The sequence below is a fragment of the Erwinia magellanica genome (assembly GCF_039023495.1).
In the GTDB taxonomy this organism is placed as follows: Bacteria; Pseudomonadota; Gammaproteobacteria; order Enterobacterales; family Enterobacteriaceae; genus Erwinia.
In genome coordinates this window covers 905723-931177 of the sequence record NZ_JBCHVC010000002.1, presented here as the reverse complement: position 1 = coordinate 931177, position 25455 = coordinate 905723, and the positions used below count along the sequence as shown (strand labels likewise).

Genomic DNA, 25455 nt, shown 5'->3' with positions numbered 1-25455 from the left:
CTACAGTTAATCCAGTCCCAGTGTTCCGCGCAGTTTAGAAAGATCTTCAGCCAGCGTCGTTATCGGGCCTTTCATCGCGTTGCGGTCAGCATCTGTCAGTAAGTCGTAAGATTCATAACCCTCTTTGGTGCGGTATTTTGCTAAAATACCGTCCACTTTTTTGAAGTTGGCATCGATCTTCGCCAGCAACGGCGCATCGGCCTTCTGCAACATCGGACGCAGCAGATCCACAATTTTCTGTGCGCCATCAACGTTTGCCTGGAAATCCCACAGGTCGGTACGGCTGTAACGATCTTCTTCACCCGAGATTTTGCTTGAGGCCACTTCTTCAATCAGACCGGCAGCGCCGCCTACCACTTTACCCGGCGGGAAGGCGAGTCCGGCGATGCGTTTTTGCAGATCCAGCACGTCAGTGTTCAGCTGCACGGCATAGGTTTCCATGCCTTTAGTGCTTTTGTCGCCCCAAAGCGCTTTCTCAAGCCGGTGGAAACCGGTGAATTTAGGATCTTCCGCTTTCTTCTCGTAATCATCTTCACGGGCATCAATGCTGCCGTCCAGATCTGAGAACAGCTCAGCAATAGGTTCAATACGCTCGTAGTGGCGGCGGGTTGGTGCATAGAGCGCTTTCGCTTTCTCAATGTCCCCTGCTTTTACCGCATCAGTAAACGCTTTCGTACTGGCGACCAGCTCCGCGACTTCCTGAGTAACATACGCTTTATAGTCAGCCACAGGTGCGGCTAACTGCATGATATCTGGCTTACCGTCCGCCGAGGCGCTGGCACCTTTCACAATCAGCTTGCCTTTCGGGTTGCTCAGCAGGCCGCAGGTAAGGTCATATTCCCCCGCTTCCAGATTAGCGGTCAGTTTCTGGGTGAAGCCAGGCGCGATATTTTCACGCTCTTCCACCACCATCACGCCTTTCAGAATTTCCCACTCCAGCCCTTTCTGGCTGTTGTTCTGAATAATGAACTGAGTTTTACCGGCGTTAACGGTGACCGTCATCGGGTCACACTGACGGTCATTAACGCTGATTTTAACCTGAGGAATATCCGCAGCCAGTGCCGTGGCTGAGCCAGCCAGCAGGGTAACGAGCGCGGCCAGCGCATGCCGGCGAAAACGAAGAGTCATAAGTAAATATCCCTGTAAAAGTTAACGTGCCTGTAATCAGGCACGGACAAAGGCTTAACGTGTGGTGTGGAGTGCCGCAGGCTGAGAACGCACCGGCATAAAGAACAGCAGCAGTGCGGGCACTAAATAGATAAACCAGACCGCGACTTCGCTGACGCTTGGCGACTCCTGATAACCCAGCATACTTTCCAGCAGCGTACCAATCAGCGTGCTGGTTGAGAGCGTGTTACTGAGATCAAAGGCGATTGACTGGAAATGATTCCACAATCCCGCCTCATGAAAAGCACGGATAGCGCCCGCCGCCAGCCCAGCGGCCACCAGCAGAATAAACAGGCTGGTCCACTTAAAGAACGTCGCCAGATTCAGGCGCACGCCGCCCCAGTAGATCAGCATTCCCAGTACCACGGCAGTCGCCAGGCCGAGAATGGCCCCGATCGGCGGCGCGATACCCACATCCTGCTGAAAAGCGGCCAGCAGAAAGAAGACCGATTCCAGGCCTTCACGCGCTACGGCCAGAAACACCATCACAATCAGTGCCCAGCCGCTGCTTTTCCCCTTCTGCAACGCATTGTCTACTGCCTCTTCCAGCTGAGCCTTGACGTTACGGGAGACCTTACGCATCCAGAAGACCATGTAAGTCAGGATGAAAACGGCAATAACCGCCACTACCCCTTCAAACAGCTCCTGCTCTTTTTGCGGAAATTCACCGGTGGTTTCGTTGATAAAATAGCCCACGCCCAGGCACAGGGTAGCGGCAACAAACACGCCAACCCACATGGCGCCAAACCACTCACTGCGCTGGGTCCGCTTCAGGTAACTGGCAATCAGGCTGACTATCAGCGCGGCTTCCAGCCCTTCACGTAACATGATGAGAAACGGGACGAACATGTTCAGGACCTCAAAAAATTAAGTCATTCAGCCAGAGTAAAGAAACGTAAATCAAAACGATATCGATTATCATTATCGGCAAGAAAAACACAAGAGCAGGCGCGACTATTTTCACATTCTGCGAGCAGGGCGGTGCGGGTTGGGTGAATAAAAAAGTGCGGTTCAGTCAGTGCCAGAGAATATTTGGGTCTGTGCCAGGCAACGTGCGTCTTAAGAAGGATAATAAAGCGGAGAGGAGAGATTTTCTGAGGTGGCCGGTTGCGCCAGCGCGTGGCACGATTTTGATCTGTGCCGGAAAAGGTGCCGCGTGACAGGAATTTCACTTGCGCCAGAAATGGCAGCGCATGGCAGGAAATTCACTTGCGCCAGAAATGACGGCGCGCGGCAGGAATTTCACTTGCGTCAGAAATGGCAGCGCGCGGCAGGAAATTCATTTGCGCCAGAAATGGCAGCGCGTGACAGGAAATTCACTTGCGCCAGAAATGACGGCGCGTGACAGGAATTTCACTTGCGCCAGAAATGGCAGCGCGTGGCAGGAAATTCACTTGCGCCAGAAATGGCAGCGCATGGCAGAAATTTTCTTAAGAGGCTGGGCCGCATCAGTAAGCAGTGAGCAGGCGGCAGAGCGCCGCCCGGTCAACTCGCAATTAATCTGCGTTATATTCCGCTTCAGCCGCATCGAAACGCTGCTGTGCCGCAGCAGAAGGCTCACGCCCCATCAAACTGACAATCACAATCGCCAGGCTGGCAAACAGGAAGCCAGGGATGATTTCGTACAGATCCAGCCAGCCGTACTGCTTCCAGATAAGCACGGTTGCCGCACCGATAATCATACCAATCAGCGCGCCGTTGCGGGTCATGCGCTTCCAGATCAGCGAGAACAGCACAACCGGCCCAAAAGCGGCACCAAAGCCTGCCCATGCATAGCTGACCAGGCCCAGCACGCGGTTATTCGGGTTGGCTGCCAGCGCAATGGCGATGAAGGCGACCAGCAGCACCATCAGGCGCCCTACCCATACCAGCTCGCGCTGAGAGGCATTTTTACGCAGGAAGTTTTTATACAAATCTTCCGTCAGCGCGCTGGAACAGACCAGCAGCTGGCAGCTAAGGGTTGACATCACCGCCGCCAGAATGGCTGACAGGAGAATTCCGGCAATCCACGGGTTGAACAGAATACGGGCCAGTTCGATAAAGATACGCTCGCCGTTTTCCGAGACGCCGGAAGCCTGATCCGGGTGATTCTGGAAGTAAGCGATGCCAAAGAAGCCGACGCCTACCGCCCCCAACAGGCAGAGGATCATCCAGGCCATACCGATACGGCGGGCAGAACGGATGGAGCGGTGAGAATCTGCCGCCATAAAGCGCGCCAGAATGTGTGGCTGGCCGAAATAGCCCAGTCCCCAACCCAGCAGAGAGATAATCGCCACGAAGTTAAGGTTTTTAAGCATATCGATATTTTCAATGCTTTTCGCCTGAATTACTTGCAGCGAGTCGCTGAGTCCGCCTACGGCAATAATCACTATTACCGGCGTCAGGATCAGCGCAAAGAACATCAGCCCGGCCTGCACGGTATCGGTCCAGCTTACTGCCAGGAAGCCACCCACAAAGGTATAGAGGATGGTTGCAGCGGCCCCGGCCCACAACGCCGTTTCATAACTCATGCCGAAGGTGCTTTCAAACAGACGAGCGCCCGCAACGATGCCGGAGGCGCAGTAGATAGTAAAGAAGACCAAAATGACCAGAGCGGAGATAACGCGCAGCATTTTACTGTTATCTTCAAACCGGCTGGAGAAGTAATCTGGCAAGGTCAGCGCATTATCATGGTGTTCTGTCTGCACGCGCAGGCGGCCCGCGACAATCTTCCAGTTAAGATAAGCACCAATGGTCAGGCCGATGGCGATCCAGCTTTCTGAAATCCCGGAGAGAAAGATAGCGCCCGGCAACCCCATCAGCAGCCAGCCACTCATATCGGAAGCACCGGCAGAGAGCGCAGTCACCACGCTGCCCAGACTGCGTCCACCCAGAATATAGTCATCAAAGTTTTTCGTAGACCGGTATGCAATTAAACCTATCAGCACCATGCCGAGGATATAGACGCAAAAGGTCACCATCATTGGTGTACTTACAGTCATTCAGGTTCTCCACTTATTATTGTTAATGCGCACCGCCAGCGCTTACCGGGGCGCACCGCTGGAACGTCGCGACGCCCCTGCTGGCTTAGCGCGGGGTATCCTGCCGTAAACCGCTTTTTCGCACAAACGATTTAACACAGTAGTTACAGCAATTTCACCCTTCATCACAGCTCTTGGTTTAACAGGTTGCACTGGATCACATTTAAACCGGTTGCACCACGGGGTAACCCCGCTCAAAGCCCCATTTTTCCTGCCTGTTTAATTCTGGCCGGATTCTTGCAGCAATATCCATGCCGCTTTTCATTACGCGGTTTTAAACTCTGCAAACCAGGTCACATTTAACACGGTTGCACAAAGTTGCAACTTAAGTGATATTGCTTGCCAACATCGACATTCTTTTTTTGCAAGGAGTTCTCAGGCATGGGCACAACCACCATGGGCGTGAAGCTGGATGAAGCCACGCGTGAGCGTATTAAACTGGCCGCAGGCCAGATTGACCGCACCCCACACTGGCTGATCAAGCAGGCTATCTTTAACTATCTTGAGCAGCTGGAAAAAGGCGATGCCCTGCCGGAATTCCCGTTACAGACGCTGCCGCAGGAAGGGGATGAAACCTTGCCAGAAGAGCAGCGTCAGCCATTTTTGCAGTTTGCTGAGCATATTCTTCCCCAGTCTGTTGCCCGTGCGGCGATAACCTCCGCCTGGCGCCGTCCGGAGACCGAATCGGTGCCGATGATGCTGGAGCAGGCGCGTTTACCCGCTCCACTTGCTCAGCAGACTTACCGCCTTGCCCACCAGCTTGCCAGCAAGCTAAGGCACCAGAAAGGTGCAACCGGACGCGCTGGCATGGTGCAAAGCCTGCTCCAGGAGTTCTCTCTCTCTTCGCAGGAGGGGGTGGCGCTGATGTGCCTGGCCGAGGCTTTATTACGTATTCCGGATAAACCAACCCGTGATGCGCTGATCCGCGACAAAATCAGCAACGGTAACTGGCAGTCTCACCTTGGACGCAGCCCTTCCCTGTTTGTAAATGCCGCCACATGGGGCCTGCTGTTTACCGGCCGCCTGGTTTCCACTCATAACGAAGCAAACCTCTCCCGTTCGCTGAACCGTATTATCGGTAAAAGCGGCGAACCGCTGATCCGCAAAGGCGTGGATATGGCGATGCGCCTGATGGGTGAACAGTTTGTTACCGGTGAAACCATCTCTGAAGCGCTGGCGAATGCCCGTAAGCTGGAAGAGAAAGGTTTCCGCTACTCTTATGACATGCTGGGTGAAGCTGCGCTGACCGCGCAGGATGCGAAAGCCTACCTGCTCTCTTATCAGCAGGCGATCCACGCCATCGGTAAAGCTTCTAACGGACGCGGTATTTATGAAGGTCCGGGCATCTCTATTAAACTCTCTGCCCTGCATCCACGTTACAGCCGCGCGCAATATGAACGCGTGATGAACGAGCTTTATCCGATCCTGAAATCGTTAACGCTTCTTGCACGCTCGTACGATATCGGCATCAATATTGATGCGGAAGAGGCGGATCGTCTGGAGCTGTCGCTGGATCTGCTGGAGAAACTCTGCTTTGAGCCGGAGCTGGAAGGCTGGAACGGCATCGGCTTTGTGATCCAGGCTTATATGAAGCGCTGCCCGGCGGTGATTGATGCGCTGGTGGATCTGGCACAGCGTAGCCGCCGCCGCCTGATGATCCGCCTGGTGAAGGGTGCCTACTGGGACAGCGAAATCAAACGCGCTCAGATGGAAGGTCTGGAAGGCTACCCGGTTTACACCCGTAAGGTTTATACCGATATCTCTTATCTGGCTTGCGCGCGCAAACTTCTTGCGGTGCCCAATCTGATTTATCCGCAGTTTGCCACCCATAACGCCCATACGCTGGCCGCTATCTATCAGCTGGCGGGCAATAATTACTATCCAGGCCAGTATGAGTTCCAGTGTCTTCATGGCATGGGAGAACCGCTGTATGAGCAGGTCGTAGGTAAAGTGGCTGACGGTAAATTAAACCGCCCATGCCGTATTTACGCGCCGGTGGGTACGCATGAAACGCTGCTGGCTTACCTGGTTCGTCGTCTGCTGGAAAACGGTGCGAATACCTCATTCGTGAACCGTATTGCCGATAACACCCTGGCGATTGAGGATCTGGTGGCCGATCCGGTAGAAGAAGTGGAGAAAATGGCCCGCGTGGAAGGAGCCGTTGGCTTACCTCATCCTAAAATCCCTCTGCCGCGCGAGCTTTATGGCGAAAAACGTCAGAACTCTGCGGGGTTAGATCTGGCTAACGAACATCGTCTGGCCTCTCTCTCCAGCGCCCTGTTGAACAGCGCCATTCAGCCCTGGCAGGCTGGCCCGATGATTGACGGTGAGCCGGAAGCGGGTGAAGCACTGCCGGTCATCAACCCGGCTGAGCCGACAGATATTGTGGGTTATGTTCGTCACGCCACGGAAGCCGATGTCTCAACCGCGCTGGATGCCGCTACCAGTGCAGGCCCGATCTGGTTCGCTACTCCACCAGAAGAGCGCGCCGCCATTCTGGAACGCGCCGCCGTAATGATGGAGGGCCAGATGCAGCGCCTGCTGGGCATTCTGGTTCGCGAAGCGGGTAAAACCTTCAGCAATGCGATTTCTGAAGTGCGGGAAGCGGTTGATTTCCTGCATTACTACGCGGGTCAGGTACGCGATGACTTTGATAACGAAACGCACCGTCCGCTTGGCCCGGTGGTCTGTATCAGTCCGTGGAACTTCCCGCTGGCCATCTTTACCGGCCAGATCGCCGCCGCGCTGGCCGCAGGAAACAGCGTGCTGGCTAAACCGGCCGAGCAGACGCCGCTGATCGCCGCCGAGGCGGTGGCGCTTCTTCATGAAGCGGGCGTTCCGGTTGGCGCGCTACAGCTGTTGCCGGGCCTGGGTGAAACTGTTGGCGCACAGCTGACTGGCGATCCGCGCGTGCGCGGTGTGATGTTCACCGGCTCTACCGCTGTCGCCACCCTGTTGCAGCGTAACCTTGCCGGTCGTCTTGATCCTCAAGGCCGTCCTACGCCGCTGATTGCCGAAACCGGTGGGATGAACGCAATGATCGTTGACTCTTCAGCACTGACCGAGCAGGTGGTGATTGATATCGTCGCCTCGGCGTTCGACAGCGCAGGACAGCGCTGCTCTGCCCTGCGTCTGCTCTGCGTGCAGGAAGATGTGGCTGACCACACGCTGAAAATGCTGCGTGGCGCCATGGCTGAATGCCGTATGGGCAACCCTGAGCGTCTCTCTACGGATATCGGCCCGGTTATTGATGCGGAAGCCAAAGAGAATATTGAACGTCATATCCAGGCGATGCGCACTAAAGGCATGAACGTTTATCAGGCAGCCTGGGCTAACCCGGAAGAGCGTAAAGAGTGGCAAAGCGGCACCTTTATTCAGCCGACGCTGATTGAGCTGGGCAGCGTCAGCGACCTTGATAAAGAGATCTTTGGTCCGGTGCTGCACGTGGTGCGCTACAAGCGTAACACCCTGCCGCAGGTTATTGAGCAGATCAATGCCTCCGGCTATGGCCTGACGCTGGGTGTGCATACCCGCATCGATGAAACCATTCTTCAGGTCACGAACAACGCGCGCGTGGGTAACCTCTACGTTAACCGTAATATGGTTGGCGCGGTGGTGGGCGTACAGCCGTTTGGTGGCGAAGGACTCTCTGGCACCGGCCCGAAAGCGGGTGGGCCGCTCTACCTCTATCGCCTGCTGTCACATCGTCCGGATAGCGCGCTGCGGGTGACGCTGGATCGTCAGGATGGCATGTGGCCGGTTGACGCCGCGCTGCGCCCAGGGCTGCTGGCACCGCATCAGGCCTTAACGGAATGGGCGAAAAACAAGCCGGAGCTGGCGGCACTCTGCGCACGCTTTGCCGAGCTGGGCCAGGGCGGCACCGTGCGCCTGTTACCAGGCCCGACGGGTGAACGTAACACCTTTGCCCTGCTGCCAAGAGAACGGGTGCTCTGCCTGGCGGATAACGAAGAGGATGCGCTGGTTCAGCTCGCTGCGGTTACCGCCGTAGGCAGTGAAGCGGTCTGGCAGGCTGACGAGCTGCATCGCGCCCTGCTGAGGAAACTGCCTGCTGAGGTGCAGAAGCGTATTCATTTGAGTCCACAGCCTCTGGCCAATGCTGAAGCGTTTGATGCAGTGATTTATCATGGCGATGCCGATCAGCTTCGTGAAGTCTGCGAGACGGTGGCAACACGCGAAGGCGCGATTGTCTCGGTACAGGGCTTTGCCCGTGGTGAAACCAACCTGCTGCTGGAACGTCTGCTGATTGAACGCTCGCTCAGCGTGAACACTGCGGCGGCAGGCGGTAACGCCAGCCTGATGACCATCGGCTAATCACTCTGTAGCGATAAAAAAACGGGGCGAAATTCGCCCCGTTTTTATTGCCGCCAACTCAGGGTTGCACGTTGAGTTTCATGCGTAGCAGTTTAGGGTAGATAAACAGATTTTTCCCCACGCCACGGTTCAGCAACGTCCAGATCCCTACCGAGCAGCCTGCACAGAGCGCCACCATCGCAATCGGGAAGCCCACCGCCCAGAGCAGAGAAAAAGCTTTGCTGGCGAAGAGATTGTGACTGACAGCGAACAGAATGGCTGACATCCCGAAGAACTCAATAAAGATGCGATGCAGTACATAGATTTGCAGCGTGTTTTTGCCGATCCAGTTCAGCCAGCTCATGCTGAAGTAGCGGTTCAACATTCTGAACAGCGCAATGCAGCAGAGAATGGCGATCACACACAGGAACAGGCTTTCAGTCATTCCCAACATTACATGCACAACAGTCAGCGCACCCAGTATCGCCCAGGGCACCAGATTGCTGCGATGCCATTCACTCCACCGCATCATGGTGCTGCTGTAGAAGGCACCAAACAGGAAGAAGAGGAAGTACTGTGACAGACTCTCCGGCCCCCACCCTGGGATAGCCTTAACCACTGCCGCATAGTTTAACGCTATCGCCACCAGCAGCATCAGGCCTTTCTGTTTGCGGAACAGCTTGGCAAACAGGAAGAACAGGCCCAGGGCATAGAGATACCAGGAGGAGCTCATGGCCAGCAACATCAGCTTTATAAACTGTAGCGGCGTGGCAGCCCAGGCGGCATTGACGTTATCAGAGAGGTGGGCCCCCATGATTTCGCCAGAGACGCCGTTTATCATCAGCCACTGGATCACTCCCCATAAAAAATAGAGATAGAAGAGATTAGTGACGCGGCTGGTGAACACCTGTTTCCAGGGACGGTTAACGATAGCGTTGGCTGCCAGCAGACCGGAAACAAAGAAAAAGGCCGGCATTCGCAGCGGAGAGAGATAGTTATTAAAAGCGACCCATAATTTCGCCGGGAAAAATCCGGCGGTTAAATGGGTCATCATGTCAGCATAGCCTGGTAGTACAACGTGATATAAAACTACTAACAAAATGCAGGCGCCTTTCAGGCTGTTCACCCAGGCGATTTCTTTCTTATTGCTATTATTCATTCTATTACTCCAGCTGTTATCGTCATATTTTATAAAAGCGTGGCAGCAACGTATCCTGGTGCTGAGTGTAACTTTATTATTATGTGGTACAGGTAGATCGGTGGTGCATAAAAGCTCAGGGCCGATATTATCGGCCCTGAGTAAAATGTGTCAGCTACTGGCAATATCCGGCACCGGCCGCGGTTTCCTCATTAAACGGGGATAGAGGAACAGCGCCCGGCCAGGGCCACGATTAAGCAGCGACCAGACCAGCAACGACACGACAGTGCAGGTGGTGACGGCTACCACAGGTAGCGTCAACGCCCAAATCAGTGAGAAGGCGGTATTATCAAACAGGCTGTATTTCACCGCCAGCGTCAGTACGCTCAGGCCCAGCAGTTCGATGAAAATGCGGTGCAGCACATAAATCTGCAAGGTATTGCGGCCAATCCAGTTAAGCCAGGCCATATTAAAGCGCGTATTCAGCGCCCGACAGAGCACAATGCCAAACACAATGGAGATCATGCAATAGAAGGGATTCTTGTACAGGCCCAGCGCATGATGAGCCAGCCCCATAAGTGCGAAGGCACCCAGGATTAACGCATTTCTGCGGGTCATAAAGCTCAGCTCAATCAGATAATGGCTGAAGAATGCGCCCAGCAGGAAGTAGACAAAGTTTTGCGCCACGCTGGCAGGCCCCCAGCCTGGTATCAGGCTGAACTGCGTGGCGTAATTGACCAGCAGCGCCACGGCGATCAGCGCCATTTTCTGGCGGTGGAAAAGTTTCGCCACCACAAAATAGCCCGCCAGCGCGTAGAGGTACCACAGGCTGGTCATGGAGAGTACCAGCAGCTTGATAAACTCAACAGGTGACTCCGCATAGGCAGCATTCGTGGCGGTTGAGAGCTTTTCACCAATCAGGTTGGCAGAAATATTATAAATGCTCACCCACTGGATAACCCCCCAGAGAATGTAGAGGTAGAGAATATTGCTGAATTTTTTAGTAAAAACCTCTCCCCAGGTTTTCTTATTAATGGCGCTTATCGCCAGCAAACCTGAAACAAAAAAGAAGGCCGGCATTCTCAGAGGCGAAAGGTATTTATTAAAAGCGACCCACATTTCCGCCGGCAGCACGCCTGCGGTGAGATACTGGAGAGAAGGCATAAAGGTGGTGATGATGGTGTGGTGCAGCACCACCAGTAATATACAACCGCCTTTTAGCGTATTAATCCAAAGGACTTCATTTTTTCCGGTACCGCCAGCTGCCATAACACTTAATCCAAATTAACAAAAAACTTAATGAATTATTTACTTTTGTCCACGGGAAAACTATGAGGTAACTCCTAATTGGCTTTTTTGCCCAGGGCTTTCATTGCGGTGAAAAGGCTAAAGGGGGAGTCTCAGGGGAATGCGTGGGAAGGCCCCGGCGGATATTTAAGATTATCCTTAATTAATTTGCGTTAAGTTCCGCAGGAAATAACTCGCCGGTTAATCCGGCGAGATAAATTAGTGATTAAGAAACTTTTCCAGAAACTGACGGGTACGGGGATGCTGCGGTTGGGTGAAGAGCGTTTTGGCTTCGCCCTGCTCCACAATCCGGCCCTGATCCATAAAGATTGCCCTGTCTGCCACGTCACGGGCAAAGCTCATCTCGTGCGTGACGATCACCATCGTGCGCTTTTCCTGAGCCAGCGCGCGGATGGTGTTCAATACCTCACCCACCAGTTCAGGATCGAGCGCCGAGGTGGGTTCATCAAACAGGATCACCTCAGGCCGCATAGCCAGCGCACGGGCGATAGCCACACGCTGCTGCTGGCCGCCGGAGAGTTTGCGAGGGTAGCTCTCCTCTTTACCCTGCAACCCGACTTTTTCCAGCAGCTCACGGGCGCGGGCGATAGCTTCTGCCTTAGGCTCACGCTTGACGATGGTTGGCCCCTCAATGATGTTCTCCATCACCGAGCGATGCGGGAACAGATTAAAGCTCTGGAACACAAACCCCACCTGCTGACGGAGACGGCGCACCTGCTCTTTCTGTTTATGCATGCCCAGTGCCGCATCAATTCTGATATCACCCACCTGAATAGTGCCGCTGTCCGGTACCTCAAGCAGATTGATGCTGCGCAGTAACGTAGTTTTCCCCGATCCGCTTGGGCCAATAATCGCCACCACCTCGCCCGACCTGACTTCAAGATCGATGCCATGCAGTACCGTCTGCCCGTTAAACTGTTTTACCAGCTTGCTGACTTCAATCGCGCTCATGTTGGCTCCCGAATCTGTTTCTGCCGGCGGCTGAATGCGCACTCATTTTGACTCCTTGTCCTGACGGTTAACGCGATCTTCCAGCCTGCTTTGCAGCATGGAGAGCAGCGTTGCCATCACCCAGTAGATCAGGGAGGCGGCCAGATACATGGTGAATACCTCCAGCGTACGGGAGGTAATTAGCTGAGCCTGACGGAACAGCTCCGGCACCTGAATGGTGGCGGCCAGCGAGGTATCTTTTACCAGACTGATAAAGCTGTTACCCAGCGGCGGCAAAGCCGTACGGGCAGCCTGCGGTAAAACCACCCTGCGCAGGGTTTGCCAGCGCGTCATGCCGATGCTGGCTGCGGCTTCCCACTGTCCGCGCTCAATGGCGGCGATAGCACCACGCAGGGATTCAGAGGCATAAGCCGCAGTATTCAGCGAAAGACCAATCATCGCGGAGGGGATCGGGTCCAGCTCAATGCCAAACTGTGGCAGGCCGTAGTAGATCATAAAGAGTTGCGCTATCAGCGGCGTACCGCGAAAAATCGAGACGTAGCAGCGTGACAGCCATGAAACCGGCCAGAAATGCGACAGGCGCATCATGGCCAGAAGAAAGCCGAGCAGCAGGCCGAAGAACATCCCGCCGATGCTCAGCTGAAGCGTAAAGAGCGCACCCTTTAATAAAAAAGGTGCTGAATCCAGCACCAGTTGAAGGCTTTCCTGCATTATTTAGTTACGTCCGCGCCAAACCATTTTTCAGAGAGTTTAGCCATCGTGCCATCTTTCTCCATCTCTGCAATGGCTTTATTGATGGCGTCCAGCAGCTGGGCATTACCTTTACGCAGTGCCACGCCAGACTCCTGACGTGAGAATGCCGGGCCAGCCGCTGCCAGCGTATCGCCGGTTTTTTTAACCAGATCCAGCGCCGCCAGACGGTCAACCAGAATTGCATCAATACGGCCTACGCGCAGATCCTGATATTTAGTTGGATCATCATCATAAGTGCGGATATCCACATCTTTCACATTTGCACGCACCCACTGCTCGTAGTTGGTGCCCAGACCAACGCCCACTTTTTTACCTTTCAGGTCGTCTGCTTTGGTGATGCTTGCCGCATTCTCTTTTTTGGTTAACGCCTGAATACCGGAAATGGTGTAGGGCGTGGAGAAGTCATACTTTTTCTTACGCTCGTCAGAAATGGTGACCTGGTTAATCACCACGTCGATGCGTTTGGAGTCCAGTGAAGCGAGCATACCGTCCCATTTGGTGGGTTTCAGGCTGGCTTTTACGCCAAGATGCTGGGCCAGCGAATTGGCAAAATCGACTTCAAAACCGGCCAGCTTACCGTTTTCATCCTGAAAACTGAATGGCGGATAGGTGCCTTCCAGACCAACCAGCAGCGAGCCGCGCTCTTTTACTTTGTTAAGCAGGTTTTCATCTGCCGCAAAAGCGTTGAGCGAAAAGCCAGCCACCAGCGCCAGCGACATAGCGCCTATCGCCAGACGGCGACGTACCAGAGAGAAATTCATAAGGACTCCACTGTGTTATGAGTTATCAGCGTCATGCCCACCGCTGACGTAAAACGTAAGCGGTACCCTGACGCCAAAGCAAACGGTTATCTATGACCGGAAAAATGTATTCGAGCCGCTTCGTTAAAGCCAGCGGCATCACCGAATTTTTCGATCCACCTTATACCGAAGGGTGATAAGCAAACAGCGCGGGCGCCCCGCCGGTATGCACAAAAACGATCGGGCCTTCACGGCGGAAACGGTTCTGCGTGATGCCGTCAAGCAAACCAGCCATCGCTTTGCCAGTATAGACCGGGTCCAGGAAAACCCCTTCCAGGCGGGCCAGCAGCTTAATGGCTTCCATCCCCTCTTCATTGGGTATTCCATACTGGGGTGCGAAATAGTCGTCCCAAAGCGTGATGGGCGCAGAGGCGGTCAGCTCCAGCGAAGCGGCAAGCTGCTGCTGGATCGCCACTACTTTCGGGCGCTGCTCGTCAGCATGACGTGAGACGGTGACGCCAACCAGTTCGGTTTCTGGCATCAGCACCTCCAGGCCAACGGCCAGACCCGCATGGGTGCCGGCACTGCCCGAGGCGACCACCACAGCAGCAAAGTCGACCACGCCTTCGCTTTGATGCGCTATCTCCTGCGCGCACTCCACGTAGCCCAGCGCACCCAGGGCATTAGAACCGCCCACCGGCACGATGTATGGACGAAATCCCTGCGCTTCCAGGCGGGTTGCCTGCTCTTCAAGCTGGGCGTTCGGGTCATGCAGTGCATCCACCATGATGGTTTCGGTATCCATCAGCTCCAGCATCAGGCGGTTGCCGTTGGCAAGGTAGTTTGCAGAAGTCGTGGCGATAGGGTTTTCCAGCAGCGCAACGCACTTCAGTCCGAGTTTAGCGGCCACCGCTGCCGTCTGGCGCACGTGGTTGGACTGAATGGCACCGGCCGTCAGCAGCACGTCGGCACCCTGACGCAGCGCATCCGCCGCCAGGAACTCCAGTTTTCTCAGCTTATTGCCGCCGAGCGCAAACGGGGTGAAGTCATCACGTTTGATAAAGATGTCGCGGCCAAGATAATCAGAGAGGCGCGGCAGATGCTCCAGCGGCGTGGGTGAACCCAACAGCTCAAGCCTGGGAAAGGAAGATAAAAGATGTAAGGACAATGTAGCCTCCGCAGATAGCGCTAACAGTTATCCTTACAGTTTTACAGAAGAAAGCAAAAAGGTAACGTAAAAGAGCGTGCGCTCGTCACCCTAAGTGCGCTGCCAGCCTAAAAACTGGTCATATTTGCGCAAAGCGATACGGTAGTTGTTGTTACCGGCATCCGGTAAGTCATTTTCCAGGCATTCATGCCAGCTATTGCCCCGCAATTTTTCAGCAGGAAAATTACGCGCCGACAGCATATCGTCCAGTCGGCGCAGGCGAACAACATATTCGCGAATAGTGCTGTGGCTCATCTCGGTCTGCTCAAACAGATACTGTTTGAACGCCATAATATCGAAGTAATTCGGATGCGTATTGCAGAAGATGTCGCTACAGAAGCGGCAAAGTGCCGTCAGCTCATTCTGAAGTTTTAACCAGACCTGATCGTCGATCAGCTGATCCATCCGGGCTATGGCCTCTTTGTTTATTATCTGACCGCGAAACACCAGTGCCATACGGTCCAGTACCTTGCCACAATGTGAACAGTTACTCTGGCTGTGTTTGTAGTCCTTCAAATAACGACTTAACGGTCTCATTTTTATTTTGGATCCCATCTGAGAGTCCCCGGTTGGTGTTGAGAGTGCAAAACTGACTCCGTCAGCGCGCTCCCGTTAACCGGGCGCGCAGGCGTTTTATCGCCTGACTGTGCAGTTGGCTAACGCGGGATTCCCCCACCTCCAGCACTGCGCCAATCTCTTTCAGATTCAGCTCTTCCTGGTAATAGAGCGTCAGCACCATTTTTTCGCGGTCGGGCAAAGCCTCGATCGCTTCAATGACGCGCTCGCGCAGATTTCCTTCCATCAGTTGGTGAAGAGGGTTTGCCTCTTCATGGCCTTCCGTTACCAGTTCTGCGCTGTCGCCGTGTTCTTCCCGGAATTCGTCATAGGAGAACAGCTGGCTGTTATTGGTATCCAGCAGGATCTGCCGGTACTCTTCTAGTGAAACGTCCAGAGACGTTGCCACTTCCTGTTCGGTAGCCGATCGCCCAAGCGACTGTTCTACCTTGTGCATGGCTCCGGCTACCTCACGTGCGTTACGACGCACGCTGCGAGGCGCCCAGTCGCGGCTGCGTAGCTCATCCAGCATCGCTCCCCGAATGCGCTGTACGGCATAGGTGGTAAAGGCTGTGCCCTGTAGCGCGTCGTAGCGCTCCACGGCGTTTAACAGCCCAATGCCTCCTGCCTGTAGCAAGTCATCCAGTTCAACGCTGGCTGGCAATCGAACCTGTAGGCGCAATGCTTCATGGCGCACCAGCGGTACATATCGCTGCCATAGCGAGTTCTTGTCCATCACCCCATCGGCGGTATAGAGATCGTTCACTCTGACTACCCTGCGTTAGTTAAGTTATCGGCATGATTATCCGTTTCTGTAGGGGAGATTGATTGGGGGAATAGCGGTATTAAAGGCGGGTTATTTCATTTTTGTGTAAAAAGGCGGCATGAAGCTACTGCCGCCCCGCTACCGGCTAGCCTGATTGCAGAAGTTTCTCACGCGTGGCGGTGGGAACCTTGTCCCAGAGCTGGCAGGGCTGGCCGTCAATCTCTTGATAAGACTCACTTAATCTGACCTCATCCTGTAGGCCATGACGGAATGTTACCCTGCCACTTGCCCCATCAATGGTCAGTAACCGGTTGGTGAACAGCCGGTGTAAATCACTGCGCAAAAACAGGCCGTTATCGACGCTGTTGTCTGTCAAAAAACCATCTTCATTTTCCAACGTATTGATATGACAGGCTTCCACCCAGGGAAACGGTGTCTGTTCCAATACGCGAGTCCCGGTAATCACGCAGGCGCCATAGCGCGCTTTTACCGAAGCGGCGAACTCCGCCTGACTGGCACGCTGCCAGACGCTGGCTTTGACCTGCCTGCCCACTTGTGTTCCGGCAATCACCCCCGCAGGCGTAGTGAACAAAGGCGATGTCAGCACCACCAGAAACTGAATACGGCGTGAAACGGTGAAGCAGGGATGCGCCTGGGTATCAAACAGCTGCCAGTAGTTATCCTCACCCTCTTTACGCATCAGCGAGAGTTTATAGCCCCGGCTGGCCAGCAGGTTCTGCGCCGCAGCCGATGCCGGGTCCAGCATGGCGTAGACGTGACTCTCCCCCATGACCTTCCAGCGGTTTTCCTGCTTTGCTGCTGCGGTACGGCGGAAATAGAAGAAGGGAAGCTGCTGCCTGAGGTAATACTCCATCCGTCGCAGGTAGTTTTTGCGCTCGTTATCATTAGAGATAAACAGCAAATCCTCCAGCGGACTGTTGGTTTCTTCATTAGCAAAAACGGCACGGATCACCAGATTGCGATAGCTGGTTGAGGGGCTGAGTAGCGCACGCGCCGTCAGCTCCTTCTCTTCAGGATATTTTAACGCGTAGCGTTGGGCTATCTCTTCAAAGCTCAGCAGGTCGCCCGGAACAAAATCAACGTTGAAGCGCATAGACACTCCAGAGATAAAAAACCCCGCGGGCGCGGGGTTTTAAGGAAGTTTTTATCAGAGCACTAAGGTGATTAGCCCTGCAACAGAGACAGAACCTGCTGTGGAACCTGGTTAGCCTTAGCCAACACGGAGTTACCAGCCTGCTGAATAATCTGTGCTTTAGACAGGTTAGACACTTCTGTTGCGTAGTCAGCATCCTGGATACGTGACTGAGCAGCAGACAGGTTAGTGGTGGTGTTGTTCAGGTTAGTTACCGCTGAATCCAGACGGTTCTGTACCGCACCCAGGCTTGAACGGAAGGTATCAACAGAAGCGATAGCTTTGTCCAACAGAGCCAACGGGTCAGCTGAAGCTGAACCAGCGAAGGTAGGAGTAGCGGAAGCGCCGCTCAGTTCTACAGTTGCAGTAGCAGTAGTACCAGCTGCGTCACCGTTAGCCAGGCCGCCAGTTACTTCATAGTTTTTACCGTTAACTTCGGTATAGGCAGTGTTAACACCAGCTGCTGTAGTACCTACTTTGACCAAAGAGCCAGTCTGAGTTGCGGCAGAAACACCTTTGTCGTCATCATCATAAGTCACGTCAACTTTGTTCAGAGAAACAGCGCCGTTTGACTTGTCTACTGACGCAGCATAGTAATCGCTACCAGATTTAACAACGTAGTCGCCAGTCGCTGCGCCAGTATTGTCTTGCAGGTTGTGCAGAGACAGGCTGTCAGCGCTAACAGTTTTACCTGTTGCTGTGCTAAGAGCAGATGCAGCAGCAGTCAGGTTAACTTTAGAAGGAGTAGTAGAGCCGTCACCAATTTCAGTCAGTGCAGCGCCAGTTTTAACTGCATTGCCGCCTACAGAGAAACCATTCAAGCCCAGAGTTGAAGAGTCAATTTTCTGTAAGTCGATGGAGATAGATTCGCCGTCGTTTGCGCCAACCTGAATCTTCATGGAGTTATTAGCAGACAGTACTTTCACGCCGTTGAACTGAGTCTGACCAGATACGCGGTCAATTTCGCTCAGACGTGAAGTGATTTCGTCCTGGATTGAAGTCAGGTCGGAATCAGAGTTAGTCCCGTTCTGTGCCTGTACGGTCAGTTCACGAACACGCTGTAAGTTGTTGTTGATTTCTGACAGTGCGCCTTCAGTAGTCTGAGCCAGTGAGATACCGTCGTTGGCGTTACGGGCAGCCTGAGTCAGACCTTTAATGTTAGAGGTGAAGCGGTTGGCAATTGCCTGACCAGCAGCATCGTCTTTCGCGCTGTTGATACGCAGACCAGATGACAGACGCTCAATAGAAGTAGAGAGAGCAGACTGGTTTTTGTTGATGTTGTTCTGAGTGATCAGCGAGAGGCTGTTGGTATTAATTACTTGTGCCATGATAAAGTTTCCTATTAAAATCGAATCTTGTTAAGGGAGTGGGGCTTGTTTGCCACCCGGCTTCATCGCCGTCAAACTTATTATCGTCAGCCCTTAACTAACCTTTAGAATTTTTTTAGTCTCAGACTCAATTTTTTCTTCCAGCACCCTACTCGCCGAAATACCCCTCTCTATTACCGCTATTCGCTTCATTACTTCCGTTTAAAAAATCGTAAACTTTGCCCCGCAGTAGCCGATAACCACGGTATTCACTCTCCGTGTTGACTCTATAAAGGAAACATTATGGCCAGTATTTCTTCGTTGGGTATCGGTTCAGGCCTTCAACTAGCTGATATCCTGGATAGCCTGCAAACTTCAGAGAAAGCCGCCTTAACGCCTATCTCTAAGCAGCAGTCATCTTATACAGCCAAGTTAAGCGCATACGGTACGCTGAAAAGCGCGCTGACTACGTTCCAGACGGCTAACACCACGCTGAATAATGCCGACCTGTTTAGCTCGACTAAAACCACCAGCAGCTCTACCGCTTTTAGCGCGACCACCGCGGCCGGCGCCGTAGCGGGTAAATATACGGTTAGCGTCACTCAGCTGGCAGCCGCGCAAACGCTGACTTCTGGTGTGCAGAGCAGCAACACCACCGCACTGGCCAGCTCAGACAGCACTATTACTATTCAGCAGGGTAACGGTAAAGATCCGGTTACCGTATCCGTTTCCGCCGCCAACTCTTCATTAACGGGTATCCGCGACGCCATCAATAAGTCTGATGCCGGCGTCACCGCCAGTATTATTAAAGTCAGTGATGGCAGCTATCGCCTGTCGATGACTTCTGATGAAACGGGCACCGATAACGCAATGACGTTAAGCGTGACCGGCGACAGCGCCCTGCAAAGCATGCTCAACTATGACGGCAACTCAGCCAGCAATATGACGCAGAGCGTAGAAGCGAAAAATGCCCAGTTAACGGTGAATAACGTAGCGATTGAGAACAGCAGCAACACTATCAGTGATGCGCTGGAAGGGATTACGCTTAATCTGAGCGATGTTACTACCGGCAATCAGTCGCTGACCATCACCAAAGATACCTCTAAAGCCTCAAGCGCGATTAGTGCCTGGGTGGATGCCTACAATACCCTCCAGGATTCTTTCGCCAGCCTGACAAAATATACCGCTGTAGATGCCGGAACCGATGCACAGGATACCAGCAATGGCGCCCTGCTTGGTGACAGCACCCTGCGGACTATTCAGTCGCAGCTGAAAAGCATGCTGACCAATGCTCAAAGCTCATCAACTTTTAAAACCCTTGCGCAGGTTGGTGTCACTTCCGATCCTACAACGGGCCAGTTAAAGGTTGATAATGACAAATTATCCACAGCGCTCAGTAGTGATCCGGACGGCGTCAAAGAGATGATTGTTGGCGACGGCAAAAAGACCGGGATTGCCACCACTATCAGTGCCAATGTCTCCAGCTGGCTCTCCAGCACGGGCATATTGCAGGCAGCCACTGATGGCGTGAGCAAAACGCTTAATAATCTGACCGATCAATATAATGCGGTCAGCACACGCATAGATGACACCATCGCCCGGTATAAAACCCAGTTTACCGCTTTAGACGTGATGATCAGCAAGCTCAACAACACCAGCAGCTACCTGACCACCCAGTTCGATACGTCAAGCAGTTCTTCAAGTACTAAGTAAAAGGAGACAAAATGTATAGCGCAAGCGGCACCAAAGCCTATGCAAAAATCGGGGTGGAGAGCGCAGTAATGAGCGCCACGCCGGATCAACTGGTTACGCTGTTGTTTGACGGGGCGCTCAGCGCCCTGGTTCGCGCCCGGTTATTTTTGCTGGATGGCAACATCGGTGGCAAAGGAGAGTCGCTCTCCAAAGCCATCAATATTATCGAGAATGGACTGAAGCAGGGGCTGGAAGAGCAGAGCGGCGATGAGCTGGCTGATAATCTTGCCGGGCTGTATCGCTATATGGTTCATTGCCTGATAAAAGCCAATTTAAATAATGACGCAGAAGCGATTCTGGAAGTCGAAACGTTGCTGCGCAACATCGCCGACGCCTGGAAAGAAGTTTCTGGAACCACCGCCCTTCAGGACGCCGTTTAAATGAATATTGCTCCGCAACTGCTTACGATTTACCAACAGTTATTGGTCCTCAGCCAGTCGATGTTACGCCTGGCAAGCGAGGGTAAATGGGATGAATTGATTGAAATGGAAGTCGATTACGTCAGTGCGGTTGAAATTCTGGCGGAAAGCACAAGGCATTCCCCAGTTCCTAAGCAGACGCAGGATCAGCTGCAACCTGTCCTGCGTCATATCCTGAATAACGAAGCTGAAGTGAAAAGCCTGTTACAGTCGCGGATGAGCGAGCTTTCTTCGCTGATTGGCCAGGCTACACGCCAGAAATCCGTGAATAAAGCGTACAGCGGAATGCAAGGCGTTATCCTGTTCCCCCAGGGATCACCAGGCGTTTAAAAGATCCTTTCCCGTATGAATTTGACTCACACCAGCCGGCGGGCAGAGCGCTAAAAAATATTTTAGCTTCTGACCCGCGCTTTTCTCCAGGCCTGCTCCATACTTCATTTCCCAGTCTGATGAACCCGGAGCAAGGACATGCCTCATCCCACCCTGTTGCAATTTTTCCACTGGTATTACCCCGACGGCAGTAAATTGTGGCCCGAAGTCGCCGAACGTGCAGAGAAACTGGCGGAGATGGGCATCACCGATGTCTGGCTGCCTCCCGCTTATAAAGGTGAATCCGGCGGCTATTCGGTCGGCTACGACAGCTACGATCTCTTTGACCTGGGCGAGTTCGATCAGAAAGGCTCCCGCGCCACCAAATATGGCGACAAAGAGCAGCTTATCGCCGCGGTAAAAGCACTGCGGGCGCATCATGTCGGCGCGATCATGGACGTGGTGCTTAACCATAAAATGGGCGCGGATGAAAAAGAGCAGATGCTGGTTAATCGGGTCAATCCCGATAACCGCGACCAGATAGAGCCGGAAGCTTTTCAGGCAGAAGCCTGGACCCGATTTATCTTTCCCGCACGCGCCGGGCAATATTCTGCTTTCGTCTGGGATTATAAATGCTTTAGCGGCGTCGATCATATTGAAAACCCCAATGATAATGGCGTGTTTAAAATCGTCAATGACTACACTGGCGAAGGCTGGAACGATCAGGTTGATGATGAGCTGGGTAATTTTGATTATCTGATGGGCGCTAACATCGATTTCCGCAACCGAGCGGTGACGGAAGAGCTTAAGTACTGGGCGCGCTGGATGATGCAGCAGCTCCCCTGTACCGGTTTTCGTCTCGATGCAGTCAAACATATCCCTGCCTGGTTCTATAAAGAGTGGATTGAACATATTCAGGAAGTGGCTGAACAGCCGCTCTTTATCGTCGCGGAATACTGGTCGCATGAAGTTGATAAGCTACAGCACTATATTGAACAGGTTGAGGGTAAAACCATGCTGTTTGATGCCCCGTTGCAGATGAACTTCCACAATGCCTCACGCCAGGGCGCGAGCTATGATCTCAGCCAGCTGTTCAGCAATACGCTGGTGGAGAAAGATCCCTGGCATGCGGTGACGATTGTGGCTAACCATGACACGCAACCGCTGCAATCTCTGGAAGCCCCCGTCGAACCCTGGTTTAAACCGCTGGCCTATGCGCTGATCCTGCTACGAGAGGAAGGCGTACCGGCAATCTTCTATCCGGATCTCTTTGGTGCCAGCTATGAAGATGAAGGCGATGATGGTGAAAACTATAAAATCGATATGCCGGCGATCCCGGAGCTGGAAGCGCTGATCCGCGCCCGACAGCTCTATGCCCATGGCGTACAAACGCTGTGGTTCGATCACCCAAACTGCATCGCTTTTGCCCGCAGTGGAACAGAGGAAAATCCGGGCTGCGTGGTGATTATGTCCAATGGTGAGGAAGGAGAGAAGATGTTGCCGACAGGCGAGGCGCTGGCAGGGAAAACCTGGCGGGATTATCTGGGGAATCAAACCGGGACGGTAACCGCAGACGAGCAGGGAATGGCGCTGTTCCGCTGCAACGCGGGCAGCGTAAGTGTCTGGGTAGTGACAGAACAGAAATAGGTTGCTGGTGCAGAAATCTTCAGCCCGAAGATGCTGCCATGGCGTACGGTAACCTTGTGTCGGCCTGATAATCTGGCGACAAAGAGAGCAAGAAACAGGCCGTGCGAAGTCAACCGCACGGCTTTTTTGTTATCAGGATTTGGCGTTTTTCATCATCATTTTATGATGTTTTTTGCCGCCCGCATCCGTGGAGGTCTGAGACTGCTCTTGCGCAGGTGCGGTCTGATTCTGTGCCACCAGCGCAGCCTGACATTCCGCTGTTGGGTTTTGCACTTTCTGTAGCCTCAGCTTGTCGTAGTGCAGCTCCATACCTTCCAGTTCCAGCGGCATCACCCGAACCTGATTATTCACATTCACCCAGTCGCCATCAAACAGGGTTACTTTACCGGGTTTGGCAATGACGCGCTGCCACTGACGGCAATCGAGCGTGTCGCCCTCTGCTGTAATAATCAGGCTGGCGATCGCTTCCTTGCTGACTAACCCTTTTTGCGGCCCCATTGTCTGCCAGTTACCTACCAGGTTGGCTGGAGGAGGCGTTTTTACCGCGCTCTGGTAGTTGGGAATGTCCGCACAGCCAGCCAGCGCGACGGTCGCCAGAGTCATTATCATCCACTTTTTCATTTTCATTTCCTGAGTATGCAGTCAGGCGCTACGTTATAATTTCTCCTTAATTACCGCAAGCTGCATCACGTTCTCCCGCTCAGTTAATATCCACCCATCCGCCCCGGCATTCCCCCGCTTGCGGCGGGCGTGTAAACTACGCCTATTACCGACAGCGGGACAGAGTGATGAAAAGTATTGAAGAGTATTACGCCACGGCACGGGATCTTTTTTTGGAAGCTCACCCTGAGATTAAAAGCGGCATTGCGCAATTAACTGCGGAAAATGCCGCCGCGATGGGGATGTCGCTCTCCCAGTTACAGAGTATGCAGGCTGACCGGGCTTATGCTGCTTTCACTCGTGAAAAGAAACTGGATGGCATGCTCTTCGCCATCCAGCTGGCTGAACCTGATAAAGCCGTAGCGAATGAAGCTATCGAAGCTTATCTGCGACAGCACGCTACGGCGCTTGGTATGAGCTGGGAAGAATTTTGTATTAAAAACGAGCTTTAAATTCCCCCTGGTGGCTGGTCTGCTTCCGGGCCAGCCTTGTTTTAACGGCTGTTTTGATACCCGTTTCCTTCTCGCCTTTCCCTTGCTCAGAATGGTCTCAAAGGCCTGATAACAGCATATTATTGTTCGATAAAAGAAACTGGTTGCGCTATATATGCTGGCAACTTTCTGTGGCATTACAGCCACATCGTCAGCATGAACAGACTTTGGCAGTGAATGAAATAAACAGGCCTTAACGATATTTTAGACGGCGCCTGCGCCAAATTAAGATAATTCTTAAAAGATTGCTTTGCCGCCGCTTTTCACGTATGTTGTGCGCGCGGTTTGAGGGTGAAAAACCTGCACATCAAGCCCGCACATGGACGTTACAAGGCAGTTACCGAGCGGTTTCTCTTCGCCGGACTCCTGTAAGAACCTTGAGTCATGAATATGCAACTGAATAAATATAAGTTTGACCAGGTTATCTTCCTGTTTCTTCTGGCATTGTGTTTAGCGGCTCTGGGCTTGCAGTGTCGCAGCTACCATGCCCTTTCTCTTTTCTGGCCCTGCAATGCACTGCTTTTAGGGCTGCTTATTCGTTTCCCCCGCTTTGATACGCTCTCCAGCCTGCCAGCTATCTATTTCGGTATGGTCTGCGCGGACCTTTTATATGGCACCCCTTTTGAAGTTTCGCTGGGCTTAGATGCAGCGAATATGGTTTTTATTGTGACAGGTCGAGCCGTTCTGCTCTCTCCTCTCCTTTCCCGCTCCTATCCGCGTCGGCTACAGGCTTTGATCAGAGTTTTTCCTGCTTCCATTACCGCTGCCGCCGTCTGTGCTGCGGTGGGATCGTTCACCAGCCAGCGCTATTTTCATGATGACCTGCTAAAGGGCTGGATCTCCTGGTTTTGTGAACAGGTTTCCACCTCAATCCTGTTGCTGCCGCTGGTGATCACCTTTCTGCGCAGGGATGAACTTACACAGTTTATGGCTGATTTGCGTGAAAGCAGCCTGATGCCGCTGCTCTCGCTGCTGTTTTCTACGGTGGCGGGGATCTACGTTGGCGGCGGCGGCAGCCTGATTTTCCCGCTGCCTGCCTTGATGTGGTGCGCGGTGAGCTATCCGATATTTCTCACCTGCCTGCTCACCTTATTTACCGGCATCGCAGAAATCACTCTGGTCGCCAGCAACGTGCTGAATATTCAGGGTTCAGACGATTTCTTCCGCATCGACAGTCTGGCTTCAGCAAGGCTGGGCGTGGCGGCGATGACCATCAGCCCGTTGATTGTCGCGCTGAGTAGCACCGCCAATAAAAAGCTGGTCGCCAGAATTACCCAACGCGCAGACTATGACTTTTTGACGGGTGCTCTCACCCGCAGCGGGCTTTCCTCACGCCTGACCACGCTGGCAACCCGACGTAACAAGCAAAACAGTTTTTACGGTGCAGCTTTTGTCATTGATATCGACAGGTTCAAAAGCATCAACGACAACTATGGCCATGCGGCCGGAGATTTTGTGCTGGCGAAAACCGTTGAGTGTATCCGGCAGTCGCTACAGCAGACGGCGCTTATCAGCAGGATGGGAGGCGAGGAGTTTCTGGTACTTATTGAGGGGATTTCTCAACCAAGAGCTTACCTGCTGGCGGATCGTCTGCGCCAGAGCATTGAGCGCAACGCTATTGTGCTGAACAATATCAATCTGAGTGTGACGGTAAGCATCGGCATCAGCACGCTGAATATTACCGATCCATCCAGTCTGGATGAGTCAATTAAACATGCAGATGAACAGCTCTACATCGCCAAAAGCAGCGGCCGGAATCGGGTCAGCCCCGAGTTTGTACTGTGACTCTTTAAGTTTCAGA

At 53.3% G+C, this 25455-nt stretch carries 22 protein-coding genes; 7 read left to right on the top strand and 15 right to left on the bottom strand.

The features are described 5' to 3' along the window. Positions 1 to 6: 6 nt before the first annotated feature. The 4 genes from efeO to putP form a co-directional block, all read right to left on the bottom strand. Complete coding sequence (gene efeO / locus AAH450_RS11705; RefSeq protein WP_342910351.1) at positions 7 to 1128, bottom strand: iron uptake system protein EfeO; 1122 nt, start codon at positions 1126 to 1128, stop codon at positions 7 to 9. Between the two features lie 54 nt (positions 1129 to 1182). Continuing rightward, the gene (efeU, locus tag AAH450_RS11700; protein WP_342910350.1) at positions 1183 to 2016 is read right to left on the bottom strand and encodes an iron uptake transporter permease EfeU; all 834 of its coding nucleotides are present in this window, start codon (positions 2014 to 2016) and stop codon (positions 1183 to 1185) included. A gap of 23 nt (positions 2017 to 2039) precedes the next feature. Further along, entirely contained in the window at positions 2040 to 2339 is a 300-nt protein-coding gene (locus tag AAH450_RS11695) for a hypothetical protein (RefSeq protein WP_342910349.1), read from the bottom strand. Between the two features lie 324 nt (positions 2340 to 2663). Beyond that, positions 2664 to 4148, bottom strand: coding sequence for a sodium/proline symporter PutP (putP, locus tag AAH450_RS11690; RefSeq protein WP_342910348.1), 1485 nt, complete (start codon positions 4146 to 4148; stop codon positions 2664 to 2666). Positions 4149 to 4568: 420 nt separating this feature from the next. On the opposite strand from putP, the gene putA reads away from it, so the two are divergent. Then, positions 4569 to 8519 carry a trifunctional transcriptional regulator/proline dehydrogenase/L-glutamate gamma-semialdehyde dehydrogenase gene (putA, locus tag AAH450_RS11685; RefSeq protein ID WP_342910347.1) on the top strand — a complete coding sequence of 1317 codons (3951 nt, stop codon included), beginning with the start codon at positions 4569 to 4571 and terminating at the stop codon, positions 8517 to 8519. 58 nt (positions 8520 to 8577) lie between these two features. Here the strand turns inward: putA and AAH450_RS11680 are convergent, their stop codons facing one another. The 10 genes from AAH450_RS11680 to AAH450_RS11635 all read right to left on the bottom strand — a co-directional run bounded on the left by AAH450_RS11680 (position 8578) and on the right by AAH450_RS11635 (position 18397). Further along, positions 8578 to 9657, bottom strand: coding sequence for an acyltransferase family protein (locus AAH450_RS11680; RefSeq protein ID WP_342910346.1), 1080 nt, complete (start codon positions 9655 to 9657; stop codon positions 8578 to 8580). 150 nt (positions 9658 to 9807) lie between these two features. Beyond that, positions 9808 to 10905 carry an acyltransferase family protein gene (locus AAH450_RS11675; RefSeq protein WP_342910345.1) on the bottom strand — a complete coding sequence of 366 codons (1098 nt, stop codon included), beginning with the start codon at positions 10903 to 10905 and terminating at the stop codon, positions 9808 to 9810. 237 nt (positions 10906 to 11142) lie between these two features. Beyond that, positions 11143 to 11895: an L-cystine ABC transporter ATP-binding protein TcyN gene (gene tcyN / locus AAH450_RS11670; RefSeq protein ID WP_342910344.1), complete on the bottom strand. Its 753-nt coding sequence runs from the start codon at positions 11893 to 11895 to the stop codon at positions 11143 to 11145. A 42-nt stretch (positions 11896 to 11937) separates the two neighbouring features. Beyond that, positions 11938 to 12606, bottom strand: coding sequence for a cystine ABC transporter permease (tcyL, locus tag AAH450_RS11665; RefSeq protein ID WP_318790723.1), 669 nt, complete (start codon positions 12604 to 12606; stop codon positions 11938 to 11940). Beyond that, entirely contained in the window at positions 12606 to 13409 is an 804-nt protein-coding gene (gene tcyJ, locus AAH450_RS11660; RefSeq protein ID WP_342910343.1) for a cystine ABC transporter substrate-binding protein, read from the bottom strand. The genes tcyL and tcyJ overlap by 1 nt, the downstream gene beginning before the upstream one ends. 160 nt (positions 13410 to 13569) lie before the next feature. Continuing rightward, the gene (locus AAH450_RS11655) at positions 13570 to 14556 is read right to left on the bottom strand and encodes a D-cysteine desulfhydrase (RefSeq protein ID WP_342910342.1); all 987 of its coding nucleotides are present in this window, start codon (positions 14554 to 14556) and stop codon (positions 13570 to 13572) included. Positions 14557 to 14646: 90 nt separating this feature from the next. Continuing rightward, complete coding sequence (gene fliZ / locus AAH450_RS11650) at positions 14647 to 15150, bottom strand: flagella biosynthesis regulatory protein FliZ (protein WP_318790720.1); 504 nt, start codon at positions 15148 to 15150, stop codon at positions 14647 to 14649. A 43-nt stretch (positions 15151 to 15193) separates the two neighbouring features. Beyond that, positions 15194 to 15916 (bottom strand): RNA polymerase sigma factor FliA, encoded by a 723-nt coding sequence (locus AAH450_RS11645; protein ID WP_318790719.1) that lies wholly within the window; start codon positions 15914 to 15916, stop codon positions 15194 to 15196. 145 nt (positions 15917 to 16061) lie between these two features. Next, positions 16062 to 17030, bottom strand: coding sequence for an HNH endonuclease signature motif containing protein (locus tag AAH450_RS11640; protein ID WP_342910341.1), 969 nt, complete (start codon positions 17028 to 17030; stop codon positions 16062 to 16064). A gap of 71 nt (positions 17031 to 17101) precedes the next feature. Then, positions 17102 to 18397 carry a FliC/FljB family flagellin gene (locus tag AAH450_RS11635; protein WP_342910340.1) on the bottom strand — a complete coding sequence of 432 codons (1296 nt, stop codon included), beginning with the start codon at positions 18395 to 18397 and terminating at the stop codon, positions 17102 to 17104. Positions 18398 to 18679: 282 nt separating this feature from the next. Between AAH450_RS11635 and fliD the strand changes: the two genes are divergently transcribed. From fliD to amyA, 4 genes are all read left to right on the top strand, one after another. Beyond that, entirely contained in the window at positions 18680 to 20089 is a 1410-nt protein-coding gene (gene fliD, locus AAH450_RS11630) for a flagellar filament capping protein FliD (RefSeq protein ID WP_342910339.1), read from the top strand. Between the two features lie 11 nt (positions 20090 to 20100). After that, on the top strand, positions 20101 to 20508 hold the full coding sequence (gene fliS / locus AAH450_RS11625; protein WP_342910338.1) for a flagellar export chaperone FliS: 408 nt from the start codon (positions 20101 to 20103) through the stop codon (positions 20506 to 20508). Further along, positions 20509 to 20877, top strand: a complete 369-nt coding sequence (gene fliT / locus AAH450_RS11620; protein WP_318790714.1) for a flagella biosynthesis regulatory protein FliT — start codon at positions 20509 to 20511, stop codon at positions 20875 to 20877. Between the two features lie 138 nt (positions 20878 to 21015). Next, complete coding sequence (gene amyA / locus AAH450_RS11615) at positions 21016 to 22503, top strand: alpha-amylase (protein ID WP_342910337.1); 1488 nt, start codon at positions 21016 to 21018, stop codon at positions 22501 to 22503. Between the two features lie 132 nt (positions 22504 to 22635). On the opposite strand, the gene yedD is transcribed toward amyA, so the two are convergent. After that, on the bottom strand, positions 22636 to 23124 hold the full coding sequence (yedD, locus tag AAH450_RS11610) for a lipoprotein YedD (RefSeq protein ID WP_342910336.1): 489 nt from the start codon (positions 23122 to 23124) through the stop codon (positions 22636 to 22638). A gap of 167 nt (positions 23125 to 23291) precedes the next feature. Here yedD and AAH450_RS11605 point away from each other — a divergent pair, with 167 nt between their 5' ends. Both AAH450_RS11605 and AAH450_RS11600 read left to right on the top strand, forming a co-directional pair. Next, positions 23292 to 23615 (top strand): DUF6388 family protein, encoded by a 324-nt coding sequence (locus AAH450_RS11605; protein ID WP_342910335.1) that lies wholly within the window; start codon positions 23292 to 23294, stop codon positions 23613 to 23615. A 423-nt stretch (positions 23616 to 24038) separates the two neighbouring features. Beyond that, the gene (locus tag AAH450_RS11600) at positions 24039 to 25439 is read left to right on the top strand and encodes a GGDEF domain-containing protein (protein ID WP_342910334.1); all 1401 of its coding nucleotides are present in this window, start codon (positions 24039 to 24041) and stop codon (positions 25437 to 25439) included. The last annotated feature ends 16 nt before the right edge of the window (positions 25440 to 25455 follow it).

Excerpts from the sequence above, each read along its gene's own strand:
- efeO (WP_342910351.1), bottom strand. The coding sequence starts at position 1,128 with ATGACTCTTCGTTTTCGCCGGCATGCGCTGGCCGCGCTCGTTACCCTG.
- efeU (WP_342910350.1), bottom strand. The coding sequence starts at position 2,016 with ATGTTCGTCCCGTTTCTCATCATGTTACGTGAAGGGCTGGAAGCCGCG.
- putP (WP_342910348.1), bottom strand. The coding sequence starts at position 4,148 with ATGACTGTAAGTACACCAATGATGGTGACCTTTTGCGTCTATATCCTC.
- putA (WP_342910347.1), top strand. The coding sequence starts at position 4,569 with ATGGGCACAACCACCATGGGCGTGAAGCTGGATGAAGCCACGCGTGAG.
- AAH450_RS11680 (WP_342910346.1), bottom strand. The coding sequence starts at position 9,657 with ATGAATAATAGCAATAAGAAAGAAATCGCCTGGGTGAACAGCCTGAAA.
- AAH450_RS11675 (WP_342910345.1), bottom strand. The coding sequence starts at position 10,905 with ATGGCAGCTGGCGGTACCGGAAAAAATGAAGTCCTTTGGATTAATACG.
- tcyN (WP_342910344.1), bottom strand. The coding sequence starts at position 11,895 with ATGAGCGCGATTGAAGTCAGCAAGCTGGTAAAACAGTTTAACGGGCAG.
- tcyL (WP_318790723.1), bottom strand. The coding sequence starts at position 12,606 with ATGCAGGAAAGCCTTCAACTGGTGCTGGATTCAGCACCTTTTTTATTA.
- tcyJ (WP_342910343.1), bottom strand. The coding sequence starts at position 13,409 with ATGAATTTCTCTCTGGTACGTCGCCGTCTGGCGATAGGCGCTATGTCG.
- fliZ (WP_318790720.1), bottom strand. The coding sequence starts at position 15,150 with ATGGGATCCAAAATAAAAATGAGACCGTTAAGTCGTTATTTGAAGGAC.
- AAH450_RS11640 (WP_342910341.1), bottom strand. The coding sequence starts at position 17,030 with ATGCGCTTCAACGTTGATTTTGTTCCGGGCGACCTGCTGAGCTTTGAA.
- AAH450_RS11635 (WP_342910340.1), bottom strand. The coding sequence starts at position 18,397 with ATGGCACAAGTAATTAATACCAACAGCCTCTCGCTGATCACTCAGAAC.
- fliD (WP_342910339.1), top strand. The coding sequence starts at position 18,680 with ATGGCCAGTATTTCTTCGTTGGGTATCGGTTCAGGCCTTCAACTAGCT.
- fliS (WP_342910338.1), top strand. The coding sequence starts at position 20,101 with ATGTATAGCGCAAGCGGCACCAAAGCCTATGCAAAAATCGGGGTGGAG.
- fliT (WP_318790714.1), top strand. The coding sequence starts at position 20,509 with ATGAATATTGCTCCGCAACTGCTTACGATTTACCAACAGTTATTGGTC.
- amyA (WP_342910337.1), top strand. The coding sequence starts at position 21,016 with ATGCCTCATCCCACCCTGTTGCAATTTTTCCACTGGTATTACCCCGAC.
- yedD (WP_342910336.1), bottom strand. The coding sequence starts at position 23,124 with ATGAAAAAGTGGATGATAATGACTCTGGCGACCGTCGCGCTGGCTGGC.
- AAH450_RS11605 (WP_342910335.1), top strand. The coding sequence starts at position 23,292 with ATGAAAAGTATTGAAGAGTATTACGCCACGGCACGGGATCTTTTTTTG.
- AAH450_RS11600 (WP_342910334.1), top strand. The coding sequence starts at position 24,039 with ATGAATATGCAACTGAATAAATATAAGTTTGACCAGGTTATCTTCCTG.